Origin of the sequence: Pseudomonas sp. Z4-20, from assembly GCF_051131955.1 — a bacterium.
Classification (GTDB): Bacteria; Pseudomonadota; Gammaproteobacteria; order Pseudomonadales; family Pseudomonadaceae; genus Aquipseudomonas; species Aquipseudomonas marvdashtae.
In genome coordinates this window covers 2,467,915-2,492,374 of the sequence record NZ_CP071641.1, presented here as the reverse complement: position 1 = coordinate 2,492,374, position 24,460 = coordinate 2,467,915, and the positions used below count along the sequence as shown (strand labels likewise).

22 protein-coding genes are annotated in these 24,460 nt (G+C 60.5%); 12 read left to right on the top strand and 10 right to left on the bottom strand.

From position 1 onward, the window contains the following. Window positions 1–20: 20 nt before the first annotated feature. Both aldA and J3P82_RS11555 read right to left on the bottom strand, forming a co-directional pair. Window positions 21–1,457, bottom strand: coding sequence for an aldehyde dehydrogenase (gene aldA / locus J3P82_RS11560; RefSeq protein ID WP_434563183.1), 1,437 nt, complete (start codon window positions 1,455–1,457; stop codon window positions 21–23). Window positions 1,458–1,520: 63 nt separating this feature from the next. Beyond that, entirely contained in the window at window positions 1,521–3,698 is a 2,178-nt protein-coding gene (locus tag J3P82_RS11555; protein WP_434563181.1) for a PQQ-dependent dehydrogenase, methanol/ethanol family, read from the bottom strand. A gap of 319 nt (window positions 3,699–4,017) precedes the next feature. On the opposite strand from J3P82_RS11555, the gene J3P82_RS11550 reads away from it, so the two are divergent. The 5 genes from J3P82_RS11550 (at window position 4,018) to J3P82_RS11530 (ending at window position 8,045) form a co-directional block, all read left to right on the top strand. Continuing rightward, window positions 4,018–4,914, top strand: a complete 897-nt coding sequence (locus J3P82_RS11550; RefSeq protein ID WP_434563179.1) for an alpha/beta fold hydrolase — start codon at window positions 4,018–4,020, stop codon at window positions 4,912–4,914. 183 nt (window positions 4,915–5,097) lie between these two features. Then, complete coding sequence (locus J3P82_RS11545) at window positions 5,098–5,640, top strand: DUF3455 domain-containing protein (RefSeq protein WP_434563177.1); 543 nt, start codon at window positions 5,098–5,100, stop codon at window positions 5,638–5,640. Between the two features lie 110 nt (window positions 5,641–5,750). Then, entirely contained in the window at window positions 5,751–6,305 is a 555-nt protein-coding gene (locus tag J3P82_RS11540; RefSeq protein ID WP_434563175.1) for a sigma-70 family RNA polymerase sigma factor, read from the top strand. Next, window positions 6,302–7,024: an anti-sigma factor gene (locus tag J3P82_RS11535; protein WP_434563173.1), complete on the top strand. Its 723-nt coding sequence runs from the start codon at window positions 6,302–6,304 to the stop codon at window positions 7,022–7,024. The genes J3P82_RS11540 and J3P82_RS11535 overlap by 4 nt, the downstream gene beginning before the upstream one ends. Window positions 7,025–7,169: 145 nt before the next feature. Next, window positions 7,170–8,045 carry a LysR family transcriptional regulator gene (locus tag J3P82_RS11530; protein WP_434563171.1) on the top strand — a complete coding sequence of 292 codons (876 nt, stop codon included), beginning with the start codon at window positions 7,170–7,172 and terminating at the stop codon, window positions 8,043–8,045. 48 nt (window positions 8,046–8,093) lie between these two features. On the opposite strand, the gene J3P82_RS11525 is transcribed toward J3P82_RS11530, so the two are convergent. Next, on the bottom strand, window positions 8,094–8,519 hold the full coding sequence (locus tag J3P82_RS11525) for a VOC family protein (protein WP_434563169.1): 426 nt from the start codon (window positions 8,517–8,519) through the stop codon (window positions 8,094–8,096). Between the two features lie 179 nt (window positions 8,520–8,698). Here J3P82_RS11525 and J3P82_RS11520 point away from each other — a divergent pair, with 179 nt between their 5' ends. The 3 genes from J3P82_RS11520 (at window position 8,699) to J3P82_RS11510 (ending at window position 11,766) form a co-directional block, all read left to right on the top strand. After that, window positions 8,699–9,805 (top strand): NAD(P)/FAD-dependent oxidoreductase, encoded by a 1,107-nt coding sequence (locus tag J3P82_RS11520; RefSeq protein ID WP_434563167.1) that lies wholly within the window; start codon window positions 8,699–8,701, stop codon window positions 9,803–9,805. A gap of 106 nt (window positions 9,806–9,911) precedes the next feature. Beyond that, complete coding sequence (locus tag J3P82_RS11515; RefSeq protein WP_434563165.1) at window positions 9,912–10,847, top strand: LysR family transcriptional regulator; 936 nt, start codon at window positions 9,912–9,914, stop codon at window positions 10,845–10,847. Then, window positions 10,834–11,766 carry a helix-turn-helix domain-containing protein gene (locus J3P82_RS11510; protein ID WP_434563163.1) on the top strand — a complete coding sequence of 311 codons (933 nt, stop codon included), beginning with the start codon at window positions 10,834–10,836 and terminating at the stop codon, window positions 11,764–11,766. The genes J3P82_RS11515 and J3P82_RS11510 overlap by 14 nt, the downstream gene beginning before the upstream one ends. Window positions 11,767–11,811: 45 nt before the next feature. On the opposite strand, the gene J3P82_RS11505 is transcribed toward J3P82_RS11510, so the two are convergent. The 3 genes from J3P82_RS11505 to J3P82_RS11495 form a co-directional block, all read right to left on the bottom strand. After that, complete coding sequence (locus tag J3P82_RS11505; protein ID WP_434563161.1) at window positions 11,812–12,735, bottom strand: NADP-dependent oxidoreductase; 924 nt, start codon at window positions 12,733–12,735, stop codon at window positions 11,812–11,814. A 44-nt stretch (window positions 12,736–12,779) separates the two neighbouring features. Beyond that, the gene (locus tag J3P82_RS11500) at window positions 12,780–13,217 is read right to left on the bottom strand and encodes a DoxX family protein (protein WP_434563159.1); all 438 of its coding nucleotides are present in this window, start codon (window positions 13,215–13,217) and stop codon (window positions 12,780–12,782) included. 185 nt (window positions 13,218–13,402) lie between these two features. Beyond that, complete coding sequence (locus J3P82_RS11495) at window positions 13,403–14,779, bottom strand: PLP-dependent aminotransferase family protein (RefSeq protein WP_434563157.1); 1,377 nt, start codon at window positions 14,777–14,779, stop codon at window positions 13,403–13,405. Window positions 14,780–14,916: 137 nt separating this feature from the next. On the opposite strand from J3P82_RS11495, the gene J3P82_RS11490 reads away from it, so the two are divergent. From J3P82_RS11490 to J3P82_RS11480, 3 genes are all read left to right on the top strand, one after another. Further along, complete coding sequence (locus J3P82_RS11490; protein WP_434563155.1) at window positions 14,917–16,206, top strand: hydroxymethylglutaryl-CoA reductase, degradative; 1,290 nt, start codon at window positions 14,917–14,919, stop codon at window positions 16,204–16,206. An 88-nt stretch (window positions 16,207–16,294) separates the two neighbouring features. Next, window positions 16,295–16,768 carry a hypothetical protein gene (locus J3P82_RS11485; protein WP_434563153.1) on the top strand — a complete coding sequence of 158 codons (474 nt, stop codon included), beginning with the start codon at window positions 16,295–16,297 and terminating at the stop codon, window positions 16,766–16,768. Beyond that, entirely contained in the window at window positions 16,765–18,153 is a 1,389-nt protein-coding gene (locus J3P82_RS11480) for a tripartite tricarboxylate transporter permease (RefSeq protein ID WP_434563151.1), read from the top strand. Before J3P82_RS11485 ends, J3P82_RS11480 begins: the two co-directional genes overlap by 4 nt. Before the next feature lie 17 nt (window positions 18,154–18,170). Here the strand turns inward: J3P82_RS11480 and J3P82_RS11475 are convergent, their stop codons facing one another. Continuing rightward, entirely contained in the window at window positions 18,171–19,181 is a 1,011-nt protein-coding gene (locus J3P82_RS11475; protein WP_434563149.1) for a chemotaxis protein CheB, read from the bottom strand. A gap of 341 nt (window positions 19,182–19,522) precedes the next feature. On the opposite strand from J3P82_RS11475, the gene J3P82_RS11470 reads away from it, so the two are divergent. Next, window positions 19,523–22,294: an ATP-binding protein gene (locus J3P82_RS11470; RefSeq protein WP_434563147.1), complete on the top strand. Its 2,772-nt coding sequence runs from the start codon at window positions 19,523–19,525 to the stop codon at window positions 22,292–22,294. 4 nt (window positions 22,295–22,298) lie between these two features. On the opposite strand, the gene J3P82_RS11465 is transcribed toward J3P82_RS11470, so the two are convergent. The 3 genes from J3P82_RS11465 to J3P82_RS11455 are packed head-to-tail and all read right to left on the bottom strand — an operon-like array spanning window position 22,299 to window position 24,458. Beyond that, the gene (locus J3P82_RS11465; RefSeq protein ID WP_434563145.1) at window positions 22,299–23,345 is read right to left on the bottom strand and encodes an EscU/YscU/HrcU family type III secretion system export apparatus switch protein; all 1,047 of its coding nucleotides are present in this window, start codon (window positions 23,343–23,345) and stop codon (window positions 22,299–22,301) included. A gap of 24 nt (window positions 23,346–23,369) precedes the next feature. After that, complete coding sequence (gene sctT / locus J3P82_RS11460) at window positions 23,370–24,182, bottom strand: type III secretion system export apparatus subunit SctT (protein ID WP_434563143.1); 813 nt, start codon at window positions 24,180–24,182, stop codon at window positions 23,370–23,372. 6 nt (window positions 24,183–24,188) lie between these two features. After that, window positions 24,189–24,458, bottom strand: coding sequence for an EscS/YscS/HrcS family type III secretion system export apparatus protein (locus J3P82_RS11455; protein ID WP_048726514.1), 270 nt, complete (start codon window positions 24,456–24,458; stop codon window positions 24,189–24,191). Window positions 24,459–24,460 lie beyond the last annotated feature (2 nt).

The window sequence follows — 24,460 nt, the reverse complement described above, 5'->3', positions numbered from 1 at the left end:
TTTTAGGCCCAGGCCATGGATCAGATTTGTATGTAGACCACGTGGGTGTGGGTGTATTCATACAAACCGTGCTTGCCGTCCGCGCCACCAATACCGGACTTGCGCGTCCCCGCATGGAAGCCCTGCATCGCTTCGAAGTTCTCGCGATTGATGTAGGTTTCGCCAAAATCCAGTTCATGACTGGCGCGCATGGCCGCGCCCAGGCTGCGGGTGTAGATCGATGAAGTCAGGCCGTATTCGCTGTCGTTGGCCAGGGCGATGGCTTCGTCCAGGTCATCGACGATCTGGATTGGCAACACCGGCCCGAAGATTTCCTGGCGCATGATCGCCATGTCGCTGCCACAGCCGGCCAGAACGGTTGGCTGGTAATGGAAACCCTGGCCCTTGTCGGCCACGGCGCCGCCAGTCACCACTTCGGCGCCCTGCCCCGTGGCGGTCTTGACCATCTGCGCGACCTTGTCCAGCGCGGCCTGATTGATCAGCGGCCCCATGTCCAGATCGTCTTCGGCCAGCGGGTCGCCGTACCGGGTCGCGGCCATCGACGCGGCAATCTGCTCGATGAACTGATCGGCGACCTTGCGTTCGACGTACACCCGCTCGGCACAGTTGCAGACTTGCCCGGTGTTGATCACCCGCGACGCGGTGACGGCCTTGACCGCCAGTTCCAGGTCGGCGTCCGCGAGCACGATAGCCGGCGCCTTGCCCCCCAGTTCCAGATTGAGCTTGGTGATGTTCGGCGCCGCCGCGGCCATGATCCGCGAACCGGTGCCGACGCTGCCGGTAAAGCTGATCAGATCGATGCCGGCATGGCTGGTCAGTTGATGCCCCACTGTCGCCCCCGTGCCGCTGACCACGTTGAACACCCCGGCCGGCAGGTCGGTCTCGGCCACCAGGCGGGCGAACTCGAAGCAATTGATCGGGGTTTCTTCACTGGGCTTGATCACGATAGTGTTGCCGGTCACCAAGGCCGGCGCCATTTTACGAGCGATCAGGAAGAACGGAAAGTTCCACGGCAAGATACCGGCCACCACACCCAGGGGTTTGCGCAGCAGGAAGATACTTTCGCCGACGCGGTCGCTGGTCAGCACCTCACCTTCGAGACGGCGTGCCCATTCGGCCATGTAGTCCAGGTAATCGGCGGTGAAGTTGACCTCCACCCGCGCCAGCCCCAGCACTTTGCCTTGCTCGGCGGTGATGATGTGGGCGAGTCGTTCGGCGTTGTCGCGCACTTTGCTGGCGATCTTGCGCAGGTAGCCGGCGCGTTCGATGGCCGGTCGGGCCGCCCAGCTTTTCTGCGCCTTGCGCGCCGCGGCAATAGCCGCTTCAACGTGCTCGCCGCTGGCTTCGGGCGCCCGCGCCAACAGTCGGTCGTTGGCCGGGTTGCGCACTTCGATGCTGGGGTCGCCGGGAACGAAGGCGTTGGCGATGAAGTGCTGGTAATCGATGATCTCGGTCATGTGCTTGCTCTCGCGGACAGTGTCGAAAACGATGCAGAGGCGGCCCCCCTGCGTCGCGGGCGTTCATTTGGCGCTGAAGGTTTTCCAGACGCCGCCTTCCTGCTGCAGGTCGTGGGCGCGCTTGATCAGGTATTGATGGATCTGCTCCACCTGTTCCGGCGTGAAGGCGTCGGCAAAGGACGGCATGCCGTCGGGCACTCGGCCACCGAAGAGAATGCCGAGGAACATCTGGTGTTTTTCCGGCGTCAGCTTGCGCAGGTCCGGCAACACGCCGCCGCTGACCGCATGGATGCCGTGGCACTGCGAGCAATAGCCGTCATAAAGTTTGCCGCCGGCGTCAACCGCGGCGGTGTCACCGGTCAATGGCGGCGGTTGCGGGGTGTCGGCAAGCGGTGCCGGCTCGTTGAGCTTGGCGGTGCCGCCCAGTTTGTAGGTCAACACCTGGGAAAACGGCCGGACCCCGGCGCGCAAGGACAAGGCACCGGCGAACGTCGAGAAGGCACCGCCCCAACCGGCCATGAAGGTGACGTATTGCTCACCGTCCACGCTGTAGGTCATCGGCGCGGCCATGACGCCACTGGCCGCTGGCTGCTCCCAGAGTTTCTTGCCGGTATCGGCGGCATAGGCGATCACCCGGCCATCGGCGCTGCCCTCGAACACCAGGTTGCCGGCGGTGCTTAAGGTGCCGCCGTTGAAAATCGTCACGTAGGGCACTTCCCAGGCCGGTTGCTGCTTGACCGGGTCCCAGGCGATGAGTTTGCCCGACCAGCCCTTGGCCATTTCCAGCAACCCATCGGCGTCCTCGGGCATCATCCCGGTGCGCAGGCCCAGTTGGTACATGCTCTTGAACGGGTTGCGCTTGGGCGCTTCGGGGATGTGTTCGTAATAGGCGGACATGATGTGCGCCGGGATGTACACCAGGCCGGTGTTCGGGTTGTAGGACATCGGCTGCCAGTCGTGGGCGCCCCAGAACGCGGGCGTGACCAACTTGCGCTTGCCGTCCTTCCAGTACGCGGCGTTCTCGTCATCGACGATCGGCCGCCCGGTCTTCATGTCCATGCCCTTGGTCCAGCTTTGCGGCACGATGCCCTTGGCCGACAGCAGCTCGCCCGTGGCGCGGTCGATCACGTAGAAGAACCCATTCTTCGGCGCCTGCATCAGGACCTTACGCGGTTTGCCGTTGATCGGCAGTTCCGCCAGGATCATGTGCTGGGTGGCGGTGTAGTCCCAGGCGTCTCCCGGCGTGGTCTGGTAATGCCAGGCGTACTCGCCGGTGTCGGCGTTGACGGCGACGATCGAGGACAGGAACAGGTTGTCGCCCTTGGCCTGGCTGCGCCATTTCGGGTCCCACAACGAGCCATTGCCCACGCCGATGTACAGCAGATTCAGATCCGGATCGAACGCGAAGGAGTCCCAGGCCGTGCCGCCACCGCCTTGGGCAACGTAGGCATCGCCATGCCAGGTCTTGGCGGCGATGGCCATCGCCTTGTCTTCCGGCGGCAGCTTGGGGTCACCCGGCACCGTGAAGAAACGCCAGGCCTGCTTGCCGGTTTCGGCGTCGTAGGCGGTGACATAACCGCGTACGCCAAACTCGGCACCACCGTTGCCGATCACCACTTTGCCGTTGACCACGCGAGGGGCACCGGTGATGGTGTAGCTGCGCGTGTGATCGGCCCGGGTGTCCACCGACCAGGCGCGCTGGCCGGTCTTGGCATCAATGGCCTCCAGGCGACCATCGAGCACACCCACGTAGACCTTGCCCTTCCAGACCGCGACGCCACGGTTGACCGCATCGCAGCACGCCTCGCCGGCGCGGTTGCGGTCGGACTTGGGGTCGTACTTCCAGATCAGTTTGCCGTCGCGCGCATCCAGTGCGTAGACCACGGAGAACGGACCGGTGGTGTACATCACACCATCGACCACGATGGGCGTGGCCTCGACGCCCCGATCCAGATCGAGCTTGTAGCTCCAGGCGAGCCCCAGCTGGCCGACGTTCCGGTCGCTGATTTTCTTCAGGGGGCTGTAGCGCTGTTCGTCGTAGGTGCGACCGGTGCTCATCCAGTTACCGGGCTCCTGATCGGCGGCGATGATGCGCTTGCCGTCGACATTCGCTGGCATGTCCTGGGCCCAGCCCGGCGCGGCATCGAGGGTAAGCGCCAGCACGACAAATAGCGTCTTGAGCGGAACACGAAGGGGCGCGCTCCGAGAAGCAGTAGGCACGGCGAGGCCAATCTGTGTCATGGGGGAACTCCTGATTCTTATTAGTAGCGAAGCCATTGCGCTGCGCACCAGGAGAGGAGCAACCCCCATGCCACCGTTTGAAGAATCGGTGCAGACCCCGTTTTACCGGGCTTTCAAGCCGGGTTACGGGTTGCGTCGACATGCGACAGTTGTCGCATTTGCCGCGACAGCTGTGCCACGCCTGCCACACCACCGCGCGGTTATGCCGAGGCCATGGAGGTTGCACACGATTCGTGAAGAAAGCGCTCACACGCTGCGCCCTGGCAGGAAGGATCGCTCGCTCTAAAATAGGCGCAACAATCAGAAGGAGCGCCAAGCGATGTTTGCCTCATTTGAATCGGGCCGATGCCAAGTCAACGGTATAACCGTCAACTACCGCAAGGGTGGAAGCGGCCATGGCTTGCTACTGCTTCACGGGCACCCGCAGACTCACGTTATGTGGCACAAGGTCGCCGAGCCCCTGGCGAAATATTTCACCGTGGTCGCGGCGGATCTTCGTGGCTATGGCGATAGCGACAAACCGGCAAGCGACGCCGAGCACTTCACCTACTCCAAACGGCAGATGGCCCTGGACGGGTTGGGTCTCATGCGCGAACTGGGATTCGTAAAGTTCGACGTAATGGCTCACGACAGAGGTGCACGGGTGGCCTTTCGCATGGCGATGGACCATCCCGATGCAGTGAAGCGGTTGATCACCCTGGATATCGCTCCGACGCTGGCGATGTACGAACAGACCAATGAAGCTTTCGCCCGAGCCTATTGGCACTGGTTCTTCCTGATTCGCCCCGCGCCATTTCCCGAGACCCTCATCGAGACTGATCCAGAGCTGTACCTGCGTAGCGTCATGGGCGCTCGCAGCGCTGGTATGGCGCCTTTTACCGACGCAGCGTTCGCTGAATACTTGCGATGCCTGGCACTTCCTGGCGCCGCGCAGGGTGTGTGTGAAGATTACCGGGCCAGTGCCAGTATCGATTTGGAGCATGACAAGAGCGATCTGCAAGCCGGGAAGAAACTCTCAACGCCATTGCTTGCGTTATGGGGGGCTGACGGCGCCGTCGGCCATTGCTTCGATCCGCTCGGCGAATGGCGAAAAGTAGCGACTGACGTGCGAGGAAAAGCGTTGCCGTCAGGGCATTACATTGCAGAGCAGGTGCCAGGGCTGTTGGTTGACGAGGCGCTTGAATTCCTGCTCCCATCGGTCCCCGGCGTCAGGTAAGTTCCTGCGGTCAAACGGGTTGCGGGCAGGCGCTCAAGGACCCGATTAACATCAACAGGACATAGCGGATCCAGCGATTAGCTTTTTTTCTCAACCAGGTGCATCCAATCCGCTTTCCAGAGGGTAGTACATGTAGCAGCCATTGAAGCCGCTGCGCTGATCAAATCCTCTGGAGAAGCTTGTATGAACGCTAAACGATTGTTCTGCATTGTCAGCACCGCACTGACTGCCGGCTGCTTGTTCGTCGCGATGCCTGCGGCTTACGCGCAAGCGGGCTTGCCCGAAAATATCAAGGTTCCGGCCGGGCATAAGATCGCGCTCGAAACCGCGGGAGTCGGCGAAATCACTTACGAATGCCGTGACAAGGCCAATGCCGCAGGGCAGACAGAATGGTTTTTTATCGGCCCTAAAGCACTACTGAACGATCGAAGCGGCAAGGCGATCGGTACTTATTTCGGCCCCCCCGCCACCTGGCAAGCCAACGACGGTTCCAAAATCACCGGCACACAATTGGCAGTAGCATCGGCCGGCCCCAAAGACCTCCCCTTGCAGCTGGTCAAGGCCAACCCCGCCGAAGGCGAAGGCGCAATGAGCGGGGTCAGTTACATCCAACGGCTGGCCGTCAAGGGTGGCGTAGCGCCGATGACTGAATGCTCCAGCGCCAACAAAGGCAAGCGCGAAGTGGTGAAGTATCAGGCTGACTATATATTCTGGGCTGCCCAATAGACCACGATCGACGGCCACTGCTCAGGGCAAAGTCGGCTACTCTACTCCCATGAAACCCCCTGGCCTGCGGGCTTGGGGTCATGTCGCTGCCAATGGCTGGAAACGTGTCCTTGCCCGAACCCTACTTTGACTATGAAGCCTGCCTTGCGGCATGCGCCCAAGGCGACCAGAAGGCGCTGCGCGTCCTGTACGACCAGGAAAGCGCACGCGTGATGGGCGTTGCCCAGCGAATCGTGCGCCATAACGCGTTGGCGGAAGACATCGTCCATGACGTCTTTATCAAGATATGGACCCGCGCCTCCAGTTTCGATCCGCGCAGAGGCTCGGCCCGTGGCTGGATATTCAGCATCACCCGGCATCTGGCGCTCAATGTGGTGCGCGATAACGCCAAGGAAATCCAGATCGACGAGCACAGCGAAATGGCCTTGGACGCTCTGGCGTCCGTCGAAGGGCCGGACAGCGACACCTTCGATTACCAGGCCCGATCAGGTCGTATTTATACCTGCCTCGAACAACTGGAGCCGGCCCGGCGCAACTGCATCCTTCATGCGTACGTGGACGGTTATTCTCATTCCGAAATATCGCAGAAAGTGGGCGCACCGCTGGGAACCGTCAAGGCGTGGATCAAACGTAGCCTGGTGGCATTGCGGGAGTGCATGGGATGACGACGAGTGCCGAGGGTGATACCCCCGAAAACATCGAAGAACTGGCGAGCGAATATGTCCTGGGAACGTTGCCGGCCGAACAGCGCGAGCAGGTTCGACAGCGCCTGGCGCACGAACCCGCCTTGCGCACGGCCGTCGATGCCTGGGAGCAGCGTCTGGTTGCCTTGACCGAGCAGGCGGAACCGCAAACACCTGAGCCGCGTGTCTGGAGGCGCATCCAGAACAGCCTGAACAATCATGACCAGCGCGCGCCGGCTGCCGCACGGTCCACGTCCTGGTGGAATTTTCTGCCGTTATGGCGCGGGCTCGCCGGGGCCGGCATCGTTGCGACACTGCTGCTCGGAACGCTGTTGCTGACACGCACGACTGCAGTGAACCCAACCAGTTACCTCGTGGTGCTGGTAGCGCCGCAAGACCAGGCGCCAGGCTGGGTCATCCAGGCGACCGACTCCAGGAAAATCCAGCTGATACCGCTGGCAGTGGCCCACGTCCCCAGCGATAAGGCGCTGCAATTCTGGACGAAAGCGGACGACTGGCAGGCACCGGTATCCCTGGGCCTGGTCCAGCCTGGACAAACGCTGTCGGTCCCGCTCGATAAGCTACCGCCGTTGGAACCCCATCAACTGTTCGAACTGACGCTGGAAAGTGCCAATGGCTCGCCCACGGGGAAACCTACAGGACCGGTGCAATACATCGGCCGCGCCGTGAAGGTGCTTTGATGGTCTGTTGGGTGCCGGCATCGACGGCTTGCCTGACGGCCTGGCGGCGATCAAGCGTGGGATGCTTCGGCTGACTCACCTTGCAAGCCTCCTGACAACAAAAAAACAGATGTATTTGCCACGACAACATCATTAATCTTTGAGCATGATCAAAGAACTGAAAACATTCATTGCGGTGGCGAGAGAGGGAACCTTCGCCGCGGCCGGCAGCAAGATAGGGCTTACCCAGGCCGCTGTCAGTGCGCAAATGCAACGCCTTGAGGCAGAGCTCGGCGTCGAGCTGTTTGACCGCACAGGACGGTCCGCCCAGCTCAACCGAATGGGGCAACAGGTGCTGCTGCAAGGGCAGGACCTGGTGCGTCAGTTCCAACATTTGGGCACGACAAACGTCGGGCTGCCCACCAGCGTCCTGGTAACGATTGGCGCGATTGCCTCTGTGCAACGCTCATTCCTACCGCAAGCGCTTGCTCACTTTCATCAGCAGTTTGCGCAGTGCAGGACACGTGTCATTCCGGGCCTTTCCATGGATCTGGTCAATCAGGTGGATGCCGGTGAAATCGACATGGCAGCGATCATCCGCCCGCCCTTCTCGCTTCAAAGTGACTTGCGCTGGACAACGTTGACACGTGAACCCTATCGCCTCATCGTCCCGGCCGATATGCCGGGCGACGACTGGTCGGAGTTGGTGTCAACCCAGCCATTCATTCGTTACGACCGATCTTCTTTCGGCGGCCGGCAGGTAGACCGCTTCCTGCGACAAACCCACCTTGTATTGCATGAAGTGTGCGAGCTCGACGAGCTGGATGCGATCGTCAAGCTGGTGGCCAACGGCGTCGGCGTGGCCCTGGTGCCCGAAACCGCCACCCTTCAGGAATGGCCGGCAGAGGTCCGCGCCATTGACCTGAAACAGCGCACGTTCCACCGCGATATCGGCCTGGTACATCGTGCCCGCCGCAGCCTCACCGAACCGGTAAAAGCGCTGGTCCAACTGATTACCGAGCAGGCTCTGAAGAAACCTTGACGCCTCCCCCGGCAACCAGACGATAAGCGCAGCCCGCTATCGACAGTATTATTTCGCGAAGAGCTGACTCATATCCTTGAACGCCTTGAACTCAAGCGCGTTACCGCAGGGGTCGAACAAGAACATGGTCGCTTGTTCGCCGACCTGCCCCTTGAAACGAATGTAGGGCTCAATCACAAACTCGGTGCCAAAGGACCTGAGACGCTCAGCCAGGGCCTCCCATTGCGCCCACTCGAGAACAATCCCGAAATGCGGAACCGGTACGTCGTGACCATCCACCGGGTTACTGTGGACACTCTCTTGAGAAGCGGTCTTCGGGTGTTGGTGGATCACCAATTGATGGCCATAGAAATCGAAATCGACCCATTGGCTGCTGGAGCGCCCTTCGCAAAGGCCAAAGACTTCTCCGTAGAAGGTGCGGGCTGCAGCGAGGTCATAAACCGGGATTGCGAGGTGGAAAGGAGAAAGACTCATCAGGGCTCCGATACAGCTATTCATGGTTTTGTGAGATTGGGCATCGCACGCGTTGCCCAACTTTTCTTGTAGGTGATTTATGCTAAAGCCGCACCACTCTAGAAAAAATCAATATAAATTTTTCAAAAGCACAATTTTTATTTGTACTCAAGTGCGTGAGCATTCATAGGAGCTGTGACGTGAGTGTCGATATCGATTGCGTGGTGGTGGGTGCGGGCGTGGTGGGGCTTGCTGTCGCGCGCGAAATGGCCCGGGCCGGCAACGAAGTGCTGGTGATCGAAGCCGCGGGAGCCATCGGTATTGGCACAAGCTCGCGTAACTCGGAGGTCATCCATGCGGGGATCTATTACCCCCCCGGGAGTTTGAAAGCCCGACTCTGCGTCCAGGGCAGGCATGCGCTCTACGCCTATTGCGACGGCCACGGAGTCAATACGCGTCGAACGGGAAAACTGATCGTCGCAAACACTGCCGCGCAAGTAGGCCAGCTCCAGGTATTGCTCCAGCGAGGGAGTGAAAACGGTGTAGATGATCTGCGCCTGCTGGACCGTCATCAGGCCACCGCTCTGGAACCGGCCCTTGAATGCATTGCTGCGTTGTACTCACCTTCGACTGGCATCGTTGATTCCCATGCGCTGATGCTGGCGCTGCAAGGGGATTGCGAGGCAGCCGGCACCAGCATCGCGTTCCATGCCCCATTGCTCGCTGCGAAAGTGACCGCCGATGGTTTTCTCCTTGACGTCGGTGGGGAGGCCCCCATGGCGCTCGCCTGTCGCCGACTGATCAATGCGGCGGGCCTGCAGGCCCCGGCATTAGCCCGGCGCATCGCTGGATTGGCGCCCGACGCGGTGCCACGTGACTACTTGTGCAAGGGCAGTTACTTCAGCGTGTCAAAGCCTGTGCCCTTCACGCACCTGATCTACCCGGCACCGGAAGCCGATGGCCTCGGGGTGCACATGACTATCGATCTGGGCGGGCAGGCACGCTTCGGCCCGGACACCGAATGGATCGAAACCGAGGATTATCAGGTCGATCCGGCTCGCGCAGACGGCTTCTATCCAGCCATTCGCGATTACTGGCCGGGCTTGCCGGACGGCAGCCTGCAACCTGGCTATAGCGGGATTCGCCCGAAGATCTCGGCGCCTGGCGAGCCTGCCTGCGATTTCCTGATCAGCAGTCCGCACGAGCATGGCGTTGCGGGGCTGATCAACTTGTTCGGCATCGAGTCCCCCGGACTGACGTCGTGCCTGGCCATTGCCAAGCATGTACGTGAGCTGATTGAGCGTTAGAGCGGCGCTACAAGAACACAGCAGGATCAGGCGGCGGACAGCGTTCCTGCGCTGGCTTATCAGCGGAACGCGGATAATATGCGTCGAAACGTTAAAGAGATGAGTGATGATTTCGGACCCGGGCACCCCTACCCTCGATCAGCTACGAGTGTTTCTCACCGTGGTCGATGTCGGCAGTTTCGCCGGCGCGGCGCGTAAACTGCATCGCGCCACATCGGTGGTGAGTTACTCGATTGCCAACCTGGAAATGCAGCTGGGCGTCTCCCTGTTCGACCGCAAGACCACCCGCAAACCGCAGTTGACCGACGCCGGACGCACCGTCCTGGCTGAAGCGCGCACTATCTACAATGGAATAGACGGTTTGCGGGCCAAGGTCCGCGGGCTACTGCACGGCCTGGAAGCCGAGGTGCATCTGGTGCTCGATGTCATGTTGCCCGGCGAACGTGTGGTCGACGCGCTCAAGGCCTTTCGCGAGCAATTCCCGACCGTATCGTTGCACCTGCACATGGAAGCCCTCGGCGCCGTGGCGCAACGGGTGCTCGATCGCGGAGCGACGCTGGGTGTGAGCGGCCCACTGACCAACAGCATTGACGGGATCGAGCGCATCGGCGCGGGCAGCGTGGCGCTGATCCCGGTCGCGGCTCCCGACCATCCGCTGGCGGCATCGGCGCCCAATTCGCCGGGTGCCGGTCGCGCCCACGTGCAGTTGGTCCTCACTGATCGCTCCAGCCTGACCCAGGACCAGGAGTTCGCTGTCGTCGGCACGCGCACGTGGCGCCTGGCGGATCTGGGGGCCAAGCACATGTTGCTGCGCGAAGGGATTGGCTGGGGCAACATGCCGATCGATCGAGTGCATGAAGACCTGGCCAGTGGACGACTGGTGCAGCTCCAATTGCCAGACTGCACCGGCGGCGACTACACCTTCGATATCATCTACCGCACCGACACCCCGCCAGGACCCGCGGCCAACTGGCTGATCGAGCGATTCAAGGCACAGGCGGCGCAGGGCGTTGCCGACGGAGCATGGGATGCGCAAGACTGAACCGGATACACCGCCCCTTCACGACCATCACCGCGTCACGGCCGAATCGATGCGGCATTACATGCCCGGCCAGCCGCAGGTAATGCCGCCGCATCCGCAGGTTCAGGACGTGCTGGTGCAGTTGTTCAGTCACCACTCGATTACCGAGCCAATACTGGTACCCGCCGTGGCCGAACCTCTGCTGGTATTGGTTCTAGCGGGCGCCGCCCGGGTCGAGGAGCGACCGTTGGGGGGTGAATGGGAAGCCGTCGACGTCCGCGCCGGTGATTTTTATCTCACCAATACCGACGAACCTTACGAAATGCGCTGGCAAACACAAGGCTGCGACACCTTCACGGTCATGCACCTGTACCTCGGTTTGTCATTGATCGATCAGGCCGCGCGCGAAGTCCTGGGTGAGCAGGCTGGCCCCGTCACTTTCCTCGATATTTCCGGCGACCGGGATGAGCGGGTGAGCTTCATGATGGATCAACTGCGCGGCGAGCTCATCGACGAGCGCCAGCCCAGTCCATTGTTTGCCCACGGCTTGGCCCAGGCGCTGGCTGTTCACCTGGTACGCCGCTATCTCCATGGGCACAATGGAAACCGGCGCAGCAACGCGCTCCAGGCGTACAAGCTGCGCCGGGTCATCGACGCGATGAATCACCACTTGGATAACGACTTCAGCCTTGCGTATTTGGCCGAGATCGCTGGCCTGAGCGAGTACCACTTCAGCCGAATGTTCAAGCGCGCCACGGGCCTGTCGCCTTCGCAGTACTTTATCCGCCTGCGCATGAGCCGCGCTCGGCACCTGCTGCTCGAGACGGACCGCAGCATCATCGATATAGGCCTTGAAGTCGGTTATTCGAGCCCAAGCCATTTTTCCCAGGTGTTCCGCCGTGAAGTGGGCGTCACGCCCAGCGCCTATCGCCAGGCATGACCGGGCGCCCCGGCGAGAAGCCAGAGCGCCCGGTTCGATGCTGTCTTATCGACTGGCGTCGAGTACCCATTTGCCTCGAGTGTGCCCTGACAAGCTCCTGCGCAGCGCTTCTTCGGCCTGGGACAAAGGCAACACCTGCACTTCAATCTCCAACTCTCCAGACTCGAACAACGCCGCGATGTGCTCCAACTGCGCGCCATCGGAACGCGTCGCGAAATGTTTACCGAGGGCGCCAGCAACCTGGGCGTTTCCGGCATCGGGTGGGCTCACTGGCGACACCAATACACCACCGGGTTTTAACACCGCCCATGACCGTGCCTGGGTGTCGCCACCAACCAGATCGAGCACCACGTCGACCGGATCGACCACCGTCTCGAAACGCACCTGGTTGTAGTCAATCACCTCAGCGGCACCCAGCTTGCGCAGATACTCGTGATTGCGCGCCGAAGCCGTGGCTATGACGGTGGCGCCGGCTATCCGTGCCATCTGCACCGCGAGGCTGCCGACCCCGCCCGCTGCGGCATGAATCAGCACGCGCTGGCCGGGCCTGATCCGGGCATGCTCATGCAATGCTTGCCAAGCCGTCAGCGCCACCGCCGGTACACCGCCCGCCTGCAGCGCCGGCAACCGGCTCGGCCGACGCGCCAGACGATCGACGCTGGCCACTGCCTCAGTCGCATAACCGCCAACGATGTTGATGAAGCCGAACACCTCGTCGCCGACCGAGAACGCGGTGACACCCTCGCCCAACGCCGCGACGCGACCGGCCACTTCGACACCCGGCGTATAGGGCAATTGGAGCGGGATGAACGCTTTCATCGCGCCAGAAAGCACCTTCCAATCGACCGGGTTCACCCCGCTGGCTGCCACTTCGATCAGCACTTCATTCTTGCCCGGGACCGGAGATGGCATCTGCTCGAACGTCAAACCTTCTGGTTGCCCGTATTGCGCTACGCGTATCGCTTTCATCTTTCACCTCGAAATCAAGTTGGGAACTGTCTGGGCCGCGACGATCAGCCGCGACGCGCGTCCAGGCTGAAACGGCCGGCACCGAAAGCGACGACCTGAAGCAAGCCGCCGGCCATCGCGATGTTCTTGAAGAAGTGGATGAACTGGTTCTGATCGCCCAATTGGCTGTGGAACACCAGCGCGGTGCCAATGCTGAACACAGCGAGCGCGGCAGCAACCAGTCGTGTGCGGTAACCCAGGATCAGCGCAAGGCCGCCAGCGACTTCTACGAGGACGGCAAGCCCCAGCGCCAAAGTCGGGAACGGCAACCCTACCGATTCGATATAACCGATCATCGCCGCCGGCGCGCTGATCTTGCTGATGCCTGACAGCAGGAAGATCGCACTCAACAGCACCCGGCCCGCGAACGAGGCCGAGGCAACGACGGTGCTGGCGGATGCAGCGTTGAGAGCGGTATTGGCGTGTGCGATGGATTGAGTCATGGCTGTTTCCTCTGGAAGGACTCACCACCGTGGTGAGCCGCAATGAGGAGAATTGTGCCCGGACGCCACTTGTCTAAATAGACGTCTAATTTCGAAGATAATGTTCGATAAAATCGAAAAGCTGCACTCAGTTCTTGCGCAAGGTCTCGGACCTGGATTTGACGAGGCGAAAGACCGGGGACTGCCTATGGCCGAAAGCCCAAGACAGCTTTGAATAACGGATCATTCAGGTACGCAACATTCAACCTCGTCCATGGGTTGATACGCGATTGCTCCGGTGAAAAAATGTGTCCAGGGGCGATCATGAAACCCTTTGGAAGCAGTTGTCGCGTCAGTTCCCTGGCATCGTCAATGTGAGCAAACCTGACCCATAGATACAGGCTTTGCTCAGGACGAACAAATACCTCGGCGCCTATTTCGTCCAGAATCTGCAACCCTTGCGTGGTTGCAGTCTTCAGCCGTTCTTGCAGACGAATCAGATGTCGCAGGAAATGCCCCTCCATCAGAATCGCATCCACGGTTCGCTCACAAAGCTCCGATGTGCTGGTATGCAGCAGCATTTTCAGGTCACCCAGTTCGTCGATGACATCCTTACTGCCGGCGATAAACCCAACCCTTAATGCCGCAGAAACCGATTTGGAAAAGCTGCCCACGTACAGGGATCGGCTCAACTGGTCCAGCGCAGACACCTTGATGGCCGATGCCGGTTTGAAATCCGCCAACGCGTCGTCGTCAACCAGGATGAAGTTGTGCGCTTGCGCCAACTGAACCAACCGATGGGCTTTGCCGGGTGAGATGTCGGAACCCGTCGGGTTGTGCCCGACCGACTGCATGAAAAACAATTTTGGCTTATGCACCAGCAGATGCTGTTCCAGCACCTCCATGTCCGGCCCATCCGCCAATCTTGGGACGGACAGCATCAGCGCTCCTTGCAATTGCAACTTGCCGAACAGCGGGTAATAACCGGGATCCTCGACCAACACGTAATCCCCCGGGGCAACAAAACGGCGAATGATCAGATCCAATGCGTGGTTCGCCCCATGGGTGGTGACGATCTGGCGTGGGCTGGCGGCAATTGAATAGGTCGCGAGTTTTTGCACCAGGTGTTGGCGAAGAGCGGCATTCCCTAGCCGATTCCCGTAGCGAAAAAGTGTCGTGACCCCGATGCGCATGATCTGCCGGGTGAACTTGTCCAGCCGCAAATCCATCAGCCACTCGACGGGCGGAAAACCCTCGCCGAGTGGCGATTGGCTGGGCTCACGGACAAATTGCTGGCGCATGAGCCAGATGGTGTCCATCGCCCGGGTGAACGGCAGTGGCTCTTCGGGTTCGTTGTTGCTCGGTGCGCCTTGTTTGACGAAGAAGCCCTGCCCATGGCGCGCTTCGACAAGCCCTTGCGAGGCCAGCGATTCATAAGCGTTGATCACGGTATTTTTCGAATGGCCAAACAAGCGCATGCATTCGCGCAGTGATGGCAAGCGGTCACCGACTCGGTAGGTGCCATTGCCGATTTGCTCGACCAATGACGCCGCCAGTTGCTGGGCAAGTGTCAGCCGTGACATCGAAAGGAATCCTGAGTGAATGAATCGCAGAGGGTACAGCTTAGGTACTGTCTGTCCAAACTGTACCTTTTTCGCCAAGACACATGCGCATAGGGTGACAACCATTCAACAACAATAACTGCATCAGGACTCGCCATATGAGTATCGACTCCCGCCTCCCCATGTTCCGCAGCATGTCGCCCGCCGAACGCCTGGGTCACTTGCAAGAGCTGCTCGAGCTGCCAGAAGCCGATATTGCCCTGCTACGCGATGCCGGCGCCCTGCCCCTGGAAATAGCCGACGGCATGATCGAGAACGTCATCGGCAAATTCGAATTACCCTACGCCGTCGCGAGCAACTTCCAGATCAATGGTCGCGACGTCATCGTGCCGCTGGTGGTCGAGGAGCCTTCGGTCGTCGCGGCTGCCTCATTCATGGCCAAGCTGGCGCGCGAGGCCGGTGGTTTCCAGACGTCCAGCTCCCTGCCGCTGATGCGCGCCCAGGTACAGATTGTCGACATCGAAGATCCGTTCAATGCCCGCCTGAGTCTCTTGCGCCGCAAAGACGAAATCATCGAACTGGCGAACCGCAAGGACCAACTGCTGAACACGCTGGGCGGTGGTTGCCGCGACATCGAAGTGCACACCTTCGCCCAGAGCCCTCGTGGGCCGATGCTGGTTGCCCACCTCATCGTCGACGTGCGCGACGCCATGGGTGCCAATACCGTGAACACAATGGCTGAAGCGGTAGCCCCGCTGATGGAAGCAATAACCGGCGGCACGGTTCGACTGCGGATTTTGTCCAACCTGGCCGACCTGCGTCTTGCCCGAGCCCAGATCCGCATTGCGCCTGGGCTGCTTGCAACTACAGCCTTCAAAGGCGAGGACGTTATCGAAGGGATTCTCGATGCCTACAACTTCGCCGTCGTCGATCCTTATCGGGCAGCCACTCACAACAAGGGGATCATGAACGGCATCGACCCGCTGATCGTCGCCACGGGCAACGACTGGCGCGCGGTCGAAGCGGGTGCACACGCCTATGCCTGCCGCAACGGCCATTACGGTTCGCTGACCACCTGGGAAAAAGATGCCAAAGGGCATCTCGTCGGCACCCTGGAAATGCCCATGCCTGTCGGCCTGGTCGGCGGTGCCACCAAGACTCACCCACTGGCACAATTGTCGCTGCGCATCCTCGGTGTGAAGACCGCGCAGGAACTCGCCGAAATCGCTGTGGCCGTCGGCCTGGCACAAAACCTGGGCGCGCTGCGCGCACTGTCGACTGAAGGAATCCAACGCGGTCACATGGCGTTGCACGCGCGCAACATTGCCCTTTCCGCTGGCGCCAGAGGTGAAGAGATCAACTGGCTAGTCAAGCAAATGGTCGAGGCTGGTGACGTGCGCTCAGACAAAGCGGCTGAACTGCTCAAGCAAATGCGTGCACAGTCATGATCAGGACCGTCTCGTAGAAACGAACCAAGTCACATCTCTCTTCACGTTCATAACAATAAAAGCCCGCAGGGGCGATGGGAGAACCTTTATGAAAGCCGAATTGTTTGAAGTATGGGGCGACACGGTAGACGGTCGCCACCTGCTGTACTCCATGGGCATCGGCGCAGTCGTCAGCCTGGGTGCTTTCTTCTTGGCGCAGCACCTGCTTGTCGGCTGGGTAGCGTCCGCGCAGATGGCCCGCGCGTACGCGATGCTGGTGGGGATTGTCGGTTGTCTGGCAGGCGGAGCCATCAGTGCCGCGCTGTTCAAACCCAAGCGTCATGTCGTAGAGATTGTGGCAGATCCGGCATGGCGCTCGAAGATCCTGCTCGAGTTGCAGAATGAATACGGCCCCCTTGGCCGCCTGAGCGACCTGCCACCCGCCACGCTGGCGGAGCTACGCGAGTTGGATCTTTATGATCTGTTCGCTGACTACGAGAAAGGTCTTCAGGCCTCCTCGGAAAGCTTCGATGCCCCCGCAGCCACTGTCAGCACGGTGAGCATCAATGGGGGTCGGTCATGATCGAACCGTTGCTGGATCAGGTCCTGATAGCGTTGGGCATGGGTATCCTGGGCGCCATTGTGTTCGCCGGGATCGGACTCATTTCAGGTAGCGATGAAACCACTACGCTCGCCCCGCTGACGTTACTGGTCGTTCTGCTGGGCGTGCCTGCCGCAGGGGTGCTGACATTCTTCCTGGCAGGCGCCGTGGCCAAACACATGACCCACGCCGTACCGACGGCCCTGTTGGGTATTCCGGGCGACACCATGGCAACGCCACTGATGCGCGAAGCCAACTTCCTGCGCAACCTGGGCGTGCCCCACATTGCGCTGCGCAAGATGATCTCGGGAGCGGTCATTGCTGCGTTGATCGCTGTGCCGATGGCCGTGCTGTTCGCCGTGATGCTCGCGCCGTTCGGTGACATGATCAAGCGCGCGGCACCTTGGGTGTTCCTGGCGGCGGCGATTGCCATTGCATGGTTCTCCAAAGGCCGCCTGGCGGCTGTGTTGACGCTGATCCCCTTCGTCATGGTGATCGTCGGCCTGCAAAGCGTCACCGGGCAGTATGGGGTCAAGCTCAGTGTCAGTTACTTCCTCGGCATTGCCATCGGTCCGCTGATCGCCGCGCTGTTCTGCATGCTCGCACCTGCCGAGCGAGCGACCATGCGACGCCAAGAGGTGCGCACTTTTTCCCTATCGCCCGACGTAAAAAGCTGGGGCGGTTTTTTTCCAAATCCGCTCAGGGTGTTGGACCGCAAACAAAGCCTGTGGACCGCCGTCACAGCCGTGGTCTCCAGCGCCACCTTCGTGTTCAGCCCGGTTGCCATGACCGTCATCATGGGCGAAGTGGTCGGTTCCAGGGTCAAGCACGTCTACCACCGCATGACCACCGTCATAACCGCGCGAAACGGGGTCACCGAATCGACCTACATCGCTGAAGCATTGATCCCGCTGATCGCTTTTGGTCTGCCTCTGAGCCCTGTTGCAGCGGGCCCGGCAGCGCCACTCTTCAATGCGCCCCCGCGCTTTAGCGTCGACACAGCGACCGGTCAGGTGCACAACTTGCACTCACTGCTGAGCACTTGGGAGTTCCTGGGATACGGCATGTTGGCAGTCGTCGTTGCCATCCTGATTGCTTACCCGTTCACCATGAATTACGCGCACAGAGCGGCCTCCTACGTGTCGCGCAAAATCAGCCACGAAGCGGTGATCTCGACGTTCGTTGGCCTGATCCTGGTGATTGGTATCTGGGAAGGTGGCCTCTTGGGGTTGCTGGTCATCATTACCATCGGGCTGCTGGGCGGATTTCTTTCACGCTTCCTGGGGTTCAACATCGGCGTGCAGTTCATGGGCTATTACACCGCCGTACTCACTGTCCCTGCACTCGTTGCCCTGATGCGCGCCTGACTGCCGGCAAACATGGCTCAAATGGGGCGTAGCTTCGCCAGCAATGCTCGAAGCGTCGCCTTATGGCTCTCGAGACCTTCGTTGCTCAGTTCATACTCCTGCACGGCGGCGCTTCGTCCGGAATCCTTACTGTTTTGAATCAGTCGGCCCAACAGCAACTGCTTTTCATGCAACGCTCGAATCGCGACCCAGAGCGCTTCTTCCACCGTTTCATTCTGGGCTTTGGACAATACGGTATAGGTATAGCTGTGGCCGGTGTGGCAACGGAAACGCAGCGGTGTGGACCCCAGCTCCCACAGCGCGCCTCCGCATTCAGGGCACGATATCCCAGCCTTCTCACCTACCGCCTCCAAGGCATAGGCGCCGCCTGAACTCAGATCCTCAGTGAGGTCGTTTTCCGTGGCAAAAGGCTCGATACGCCTCGGCTCCCAAGGCGAGTCAGCTTCGGTTACCCACTGCTGGATGGTCTGCCCCAGGGTCTTTCCCAGTTCATCGAGCGGCAAGCATCCGTCCACCTCAACATGCCGAAGCGCATTCATCGGCATGGAGGGGGCTTCGGCTGTCTGCGGATCTTGAACGAATGCCATGCCGCCGTAGGCCTTGATCGCCTGAAGGCCGACGACACCGTCATCGAGCTCACCGGTCAGCACGACACCGATTGTCCTATGCCCGTAGCTGATGGCAGCGGAGCGAAACATCGGATCAATCGCCGGGCGGGAATGGTTTTCCTTGGCGCTGAGGGCCAACTGCAACGTTCCCCGTTTGATCAGCAGATGCCTGTCCGGCGGCGCGACGTAGATACGACCGCTCTCTATCGGTTCTTCGGACATCGCAAAATCAATGCCCATGGAACTTGCCCCCGCCAGAAGGTGTGGCAGCAGACTTTGTCGATCGCCTATGTGCATCGTAATGAAGATCGCAGCGCGCAAGTCGCTCGGAAGATGGGCAAGCAGTTCGCGTAACGCCGCGAGTCCACCGCTGGAAGCGCCAATTACGATGATGTTGTCATTACGGCTTTGTTGCGCCATGGAGACTTCCTGACGAGCGACCTGGTCGCATGTTCACGCTTCAACACCGAGGCTTATCCTGAGATTTTCCTGGGGAGATTTTCCTCGGCCTCAGGTGTCCAGGGATTACATTCAGCGCCTGTCCTGCTTCTTCTGATACGTTTGAGCAACCGAAGGTTCGGAAAATCTCACCCTCAATTTCCAAGGTATTGAGATCCGGGATTTCGGCAACGCCCACAACTGCCGATGTTTCAGCCGATACCAAAACAGTCATGATTCTCCCGGATGCTGCCAGTGACCTACTGAACATGGAAAGGCGCACTCACCCTGCGCTGTTAAGACGTCAGTCTGATAGGTATACGATGAATCTCGACCGTCCCGGCCCGGAAAAAACCCTTTGCGACATCAGCCAGAACATTCCTGTACCTGACAACGCGATCTGTTTCGGCGCATACGTCCTGATCCCACAGCATCATTTGCTGTTGAGAAACGGCGAGCCCGTCCCGCTTGGCAGCCGCGCACTGCTCCTGTTGATCACCATGGCCACGCGTGCCGGTGAGTTGATGGAGAAAGCCCAATTGCTCACCCTCGTCTGGCCCAGGGTGGTGGTCGAGGAATGTAATCTGCGGGCGCAGATCCTGACTTTACGTCGCACCTTCGCCGCCAATGGCGACCTCGGCTACATCGCCACCGTGCCGGGTCGCGGCTATCGTTTCGCCGCGCCGATAACCACGCTACCGAACTCCGCCAGGCAGCCCGACAAGCCTGCAAACGCTGAACTACAAGACCCAATAAAGCGGATATTCGGCCGAGAAGAACTGCTGGACACGCTGGAAAAACAGCTCGAGCAGCGCCGCTTCGTGACCATCACCGGCCATGCAGGCATTGGCAAGACCACGGTTGCCCTGGCCTTGGCGAACCGGATGCGGCAGCGATATCCGCAAGGCGTCAGTTTTATCGATCTCGCCCCGGTCAGTCGCGGTCAGTTGGTGCACGTCGTCATCGCCGCAGCCTTGGGGATCGACTGCACGGCCGCCGACCCGTCAACCGTGGTCGCCAGTAGCCTCGCCACCAGCCAGGCATTGCTCATTCTGGACAACTGCGAGCACGTCCTCGAAGAAATCGCCAAGTCCATCGAAACGATCCAGCGCGGTGCCCGGCAATGCTCGGTGCTGGCCACGAGCCGCGAGCCGCTGCGCGCCGAAGGCGAGTTCGTGCATGACCTGGCCGCCCTGCCGTTTCCAACGCCGGATGCCCGCCTGGACACGGTGCAAGCGCTGGGCTACCCCGCCATCGCGCTGCTGGTGGAGCGCATCGCAGCGCACGATCTGGGTTACGTCTTCACGCAGCAGGACGTCCCTGCCGCTGCCGCTATCTGCCGCAAACTCGACGGCAATGCACTGGCTATCGAGATCGCCGCCGCACGGGTACGAGCATTCGGTATCGAGCCTCTGGTGAAGATGCTTGACGGCAGCTTTCGCTTGCAAATGACCGGTCAGCGTACCGCGCTCCCCAGGCATCGCACCCTGGGGGCCGCGCTGGACTGGACCCACGCGATGCTCTGCGCCGCTGAACAAGCCATGCTTCGCCGACTGTCGGTGTTCACCGGCGTGTTCACCTTGCGCGCGGTAGAGGCCGTGATTGCCGTCGATAACCAGGACCCGGCGCAACTGATGGAAAACCTGGTGGACAAGTCGCTGGTGATCTCCTGCGGGCAAGGCTCGGCCAGACGCTACCGGCTGCTGGAAACCACCCGCCTCTATGCCGCAGAGAAACTCGCGGCGCAGGATGAAACCGACACCATTGCACGGTGTCACGCTAACTGGACGCTGGATGAGTTGAATGCGTCTGTACAAGACCTCGTCACCACCACCCCACAGGCCTGGCTCGCTCGGTATGGGACACAAGTCGACAGCGTTCGCGCTGCGCTTAACTGGGCGTATTCATCGCGAGGCGACTACGGATTGGCGGTGGAGCTGACGCTGGCCAGCTTGCCGCTCTGGTTGCGCCTTTCACTCAGCGCTGAATACTACGACTGGGTCAACCGCGGCCTGCAGCCCATCTACGACGGTGCGCCAATCCAGCAACGCCAACGCATGCTGCTATTGACCGCCTCGGCCAGCGTCATGATGCTTACCTTTGGTGGCGGTGCCGAAATCCGCAAGGCATGGCAGCAAGTCAGCGAAGACGCGCGGATGCTCAATGACACCGAGCATCAACTGCGTGCGCTGTGGGGCCTGTGGCACGATAGAAGCTGCGCGAATCAATACATTGCCGCACTTGAGCTGGCCGATCGGTATGTGGCGTCAAGCCAAGGCGCGGCCCACAGCGAGCGTCAGTTGCTCGGCCTGCGCATGCGTGCCAATGCGCAGTTCCACATGGGTCGGCTTGAAGATGCACGGCGCTCGGTGGTCGAAGCCCTGAGCGCCCCACTCTCGACGAACACCCACTTGATCGACCTGCATTTCGACCAACGTATCGCCGCGCGGTCGCTGAAGGCGAAGATCCATTTGCTGCAAGGGGATGTCGCGGCGGCGCTGTCGACCCTGGAAAAAAGCGTCAGCCAGGCCATCAGCCTCAATCATCCAGCCACGCTGTGGTACACGTTGTGTGTCGGCGCGATTCCGACTGTTTTATTAGTGGGGAATGAGCGAAAGGCGCGCGACTACCTGTCGGTGCTGCAAGACAGCCTGGAAGCTCATGATCTTTATTTGTGGCGCCAGTTCAGCCGGTGTTTCGAGCACATATTGCTAATCCGCCAGGGCTCTGCGGAAGAAGGCGTGCCGCGCCTGGGCGAAGTCCTGGCACAGTTGCAGGACCAGGGAGGCAGCCCACTTTATAGCCTGCTTCGCAGCGAATACGCCTTGGGGTTGGCCATGCTCGGGTTGGAGCACCGCAGCCTGGCGATTATCGATGAAACCCTGCAAACCGCGCGAAGCCGCGAGGAGCGCTGGTTTATTCCGGAACTGCTGCGCATCAAGGCGCAGCTTCTGCTCAAGCAAGGCCACCCGCTGTCACATCGCGTGCTGCAGGATGCGTGGAACGAGGCTGACAACCAGGATGCGCATTTCTGGTCGACGCGCATTGCCGCGGACCTTGACCGTTTGAAGACGCGCGTCTGCAACGCCGGTTGAACTTTCAAATCAACCGCGCCGCCACCAGCAGGTCGGCCACGGCCTGGAAGGTAGAGTCAGGCACCGGTTCACCGGGCACCGCACGCTTGGCAATATCAGCGGCCAGCTTGGCGTTCAAGCCGTGGGCGATACCCAAGGTCGCCGCTTCCGCCAGCATGGCCGACGAGTCCTGCGGCTCGGCGCGGCACACCACAACGGGAACGGGCGTCTCGCCACGGACATAACGCACACCGACAACCCAGCCGCCGCCGGTGCCGATCATCAGCGAGGCACGACCCAGCCCCAATTTGGTCGCCAATGCCTGCATTTCCCGACGCTGGCGCTGACGTTCGCTCTTGATCAGCGGGTCGCCGTCGACATCCTTGCGCTCGCGTTTCTGCTCGCTGCGGGTCATTTTCATGTCGCGGCCAAACAACCAGCGCTGCATCAGCACATCGACGCAACCGACCAGCAGAAACGCGGCCAGCACGGTCAGCATCAAGGGCTTGAGCACCAGGTAAAACGTCGATTCGATACATCCGGCACCGCAACGCGATGATTCCATCAGCGCCTGCAAGGCATGCCGGCCGACCACGTAAAATGCCAAGGCGAGCATGACCAGCTTCACCAGCCCCTTGAGGAATTCCACGAAACTGCGCATCGAAAAAATACGCTTGAAGCCTTCAGCCGGGTTGATGCGCTTGAAATCCGGCTTGATCGGCTCCACCGAAAATACAACGCCGCGCATTGAAACGATGTTAGTGACGATGACCACGCCTACCGTCACCGAAACCACCGGCAACGTGATCGTCAGCACCAGCTGCTCGGCGCTGTCCAGCACCCGAGGCCAGACGGCGTGAAACGGCTCGATGTACAGCAGCGCAACCATGTCCAGCAACGCCGCTACTTGAGCCTGCGCTCGCGGCAACAGGATCGATATGCAGAGTGTGCAGAACAGGATGACCATCCCGGACACCAGGTCCTGGCTTTTGGCGACCTGCCCCTTCTGCCTTGCATCACGCAGTTTCTTGTCCGTGGCCGGCTGGGATTTTTCTTCGCTGCTATCGCCCATGCAAGGCCCGCGATGAACAACGGCTCATAACGAACCTGCGAGGGTTTTGAGGAACTCCACGGTACCGCGAAATTCGCCCAACTGGTCGAGCATCACCGGAATCAGGAAGCCGATGTAGATCACCATCAACACTGTAAAAAAGAGGTTCTTTACCGGCAGCGACATGTCGAAAATATGCAGGCTTGGCGCCATCCGCGACAGATACGCGAGCATCAGGTCGGTTACCAGCAAGCAGATGATCAGCGGCGAAACCATCAGCACACCGACGCGCATCACCTGGTCGAGAATCGACAGCACGGCCATCAGCGCCGAGCTGGCGAACAACGGGGTAAACGCCGTTACCGGCCACAACTGGTAACTGTGGTAATAGCCGTCGACCAACATGATGAAGCCGCCGGACATGAAGAACAGCGTAATCAGCATCACCGTCAAAAGCGTCGCCATGACGCTGGACTCGCCGGACGACAACGGGTCGACCAGTTGCGCCATGGTCGAGCCGCGCTGCAGGTCGACCAGCTCCCCCGCCACCTCGGCCGCCCAGAACGGAATGCCGAATAACAGCCCGATAAGCACGCCGATCAGCATCTCCTTGACCATCAAGCCCGCGAGAAAAAAACTGCCGTGCTCGGGTAACGCCGTGAAAGCGCCGAATACCGGCACGAACATCGGAATGGCGATCGCCACCGCGACGCAGCCGCGGATCATGCCGGTCAGGCCGAGGCGATTGAACGCCGGGGTAATGAGCACCACGCCCATGGCACGGCTGGCCGCCAGTGCCGCCGAGCTGATGACCGGGTACGCAACCTCGAGGAAGGCGTTGGCGACGTTGGCATCCATTTAGGCTCAGCGCGTCCACAACGGGAAGTTATCCAACACTTCACTGCCAAGCTCGGCGACCTGGCTGGCCAACAGCGGCCCGACGAACACGATCACCAGCAGCACGGCAACCAGCTTCACCACTTGCGGCAAGGTCTGGTCCTGGATTTGCGTCAGCGCTTGCAGCAACCCCACGCCGAGGCCGACAACGATGGCGATACCAAGCGCGGGTGCTGACAGCAACAGCACGGTCATCAACGCCTTGTTCATCAACGAAAGAAAAACATCCTGCCCCATGA

Excerpts from the sequence above, each read along its gene's own strand:
- aldA (WP_434563183.1), bottom strand. The coding sequence starts at position 1,457 with ATGACCGAGATCATCGATTACCAGCACTTCATCGCCAACGCCTTCGTT.
- J3P82_RS11555 (WP_434563181.1), bottom strand. The coding sequence starts at position 3,698 with ATGACACAGATTGGCCTCGCCGTGCCTACTGCTTCTCGGAGCGCGCCC.
- J3P82_RS11550 (WP_434563179.1), top strand. The coding sequence starts at position 4,018 with ATGTTTGCCTCATTTGAATCGGGCCGATGCCAAGTCAACGGTATAACC.
- J3P82_RS11545 (WP_434563177.1), top strand. The coding sequence starts at position 5,098 with ATGAACGCTAAACGATTGTTCTGCATTGTCAGCACCGCACTGACTGCC.
- J3P82_RS11535 (WP_434563173.1), top strand. The coding sequence starts at position 6,302 with ATGACGACGAGTGCCGAGGGTGATACCCCCGAAAACATCGAAGAACTG.
- J3P82_RS11530 (WP_434563171.1), top strand. The coding sequence starts at position 7,170 with ATGATCAAAGAACTGAAAACATTCATTGCGGTGGCGAGAGAGGGAACC.
- J3P82_RS11525 (WP_434563169.1), bottom strand. The coding sequence starts at position 8,519 with ATGAGTCTTTCTCCTTTCCACCTCGCAATCCCGGTTTATGACCTCGCT.
- J3P82_RS11515 (WP_434563165.1), top strand. The coding sequence starts at position 9,912 with ATGATTTCGGACCCGGGCACCCCTACCCTCGATCAGCTACGAGTGTTT.
- J3P82_RS11510 (WP_434563163.1), top strand. The coding sequence starts at position 10,834 with ATGCGCAAGACTGAACCGGATACACCGCCCCTTCACGACCATCACCGC.
- J3P82_RS11505 (WP_434563161.1), bottom strand. The coding sequence starts at position 12,735 with ATGAAAGCGATACGCGTAGCGCAATACGGGCAACCAGAAGGTTTGACG.
- J3P82_RS11500 (WP_434563159.1), bottom strand. The coding sequence starts at position 13,217 with ATGACTCAATCCATCGCACACGCCAATACCGCTCTCAACGCTGCATCC.
- J3P82_RS11495 (WP_434563157.1), bottom strand. The coding sequence starts at position 14,779 with ATGTCACGGCTGACACTTGCCCAGCAACTGGCGGCGTCATTGGTCGAG.
- J3P82_RS11490 (WP_434563155.1), top strand. The coding sequence starts at position 14,917 with ATGAGTATCGACTCCCGCCTCCCCATGTTCCGCAGCATGTCGCCCGCC.
- J3P82_RS11485 (WP_434563153.1), top strand. The coding sequence starts at position 16,295 with ATGAAAGCCGAATTGTTTGAAGTATGGGGCGACACGGTAGACGGTCGC.
- J3P82_RS11480 (WP_434563151.1), top strand. The coding sequence starts at position 16,765 with ATGATCGAACCGTTGCTGGATCAGGTCCTGATAGCGTTGGGCATGGGT.
- J3P82_RS11475 (WP_434563149.1), bottom strand. The coding sequence starts at position 19,181 with ATGGCGCAACAAAGCCGTAATGACAACATCATCGTAATTGGCGCTTCC.
- J3P82_RS11470 (WP_434563147.1), top strand. The coding sequence starts at position 19,523 with ATGAATCTCGACCGTCCCGGCCCGGAAAAAACCCTTTGCGACATCAGC.
- J3P82_RS11465 (WP_434563145.1), bottom strand. The coding sequence starts at position 23,345 with ATGGGCGATAGCAGCGAAGAAAAATCCCAGCCGGCCACGGACAAGAAA.
- sctT (WP_434563143.1), bottom strand. The coding sequence starts at position 24,182 with ATGGATGCCAACGTCGCCAACGCCTTCCTCGAGGTTGCGTACCCGGTC.
- J3P82_RS11455 (WP_048726514.1), bottom strand. The coding sequence starts at position 24,458 with ATGGGGCAGGATGTTTTTCTTTCGTTGATGAACAAGGCGTTGATGACC.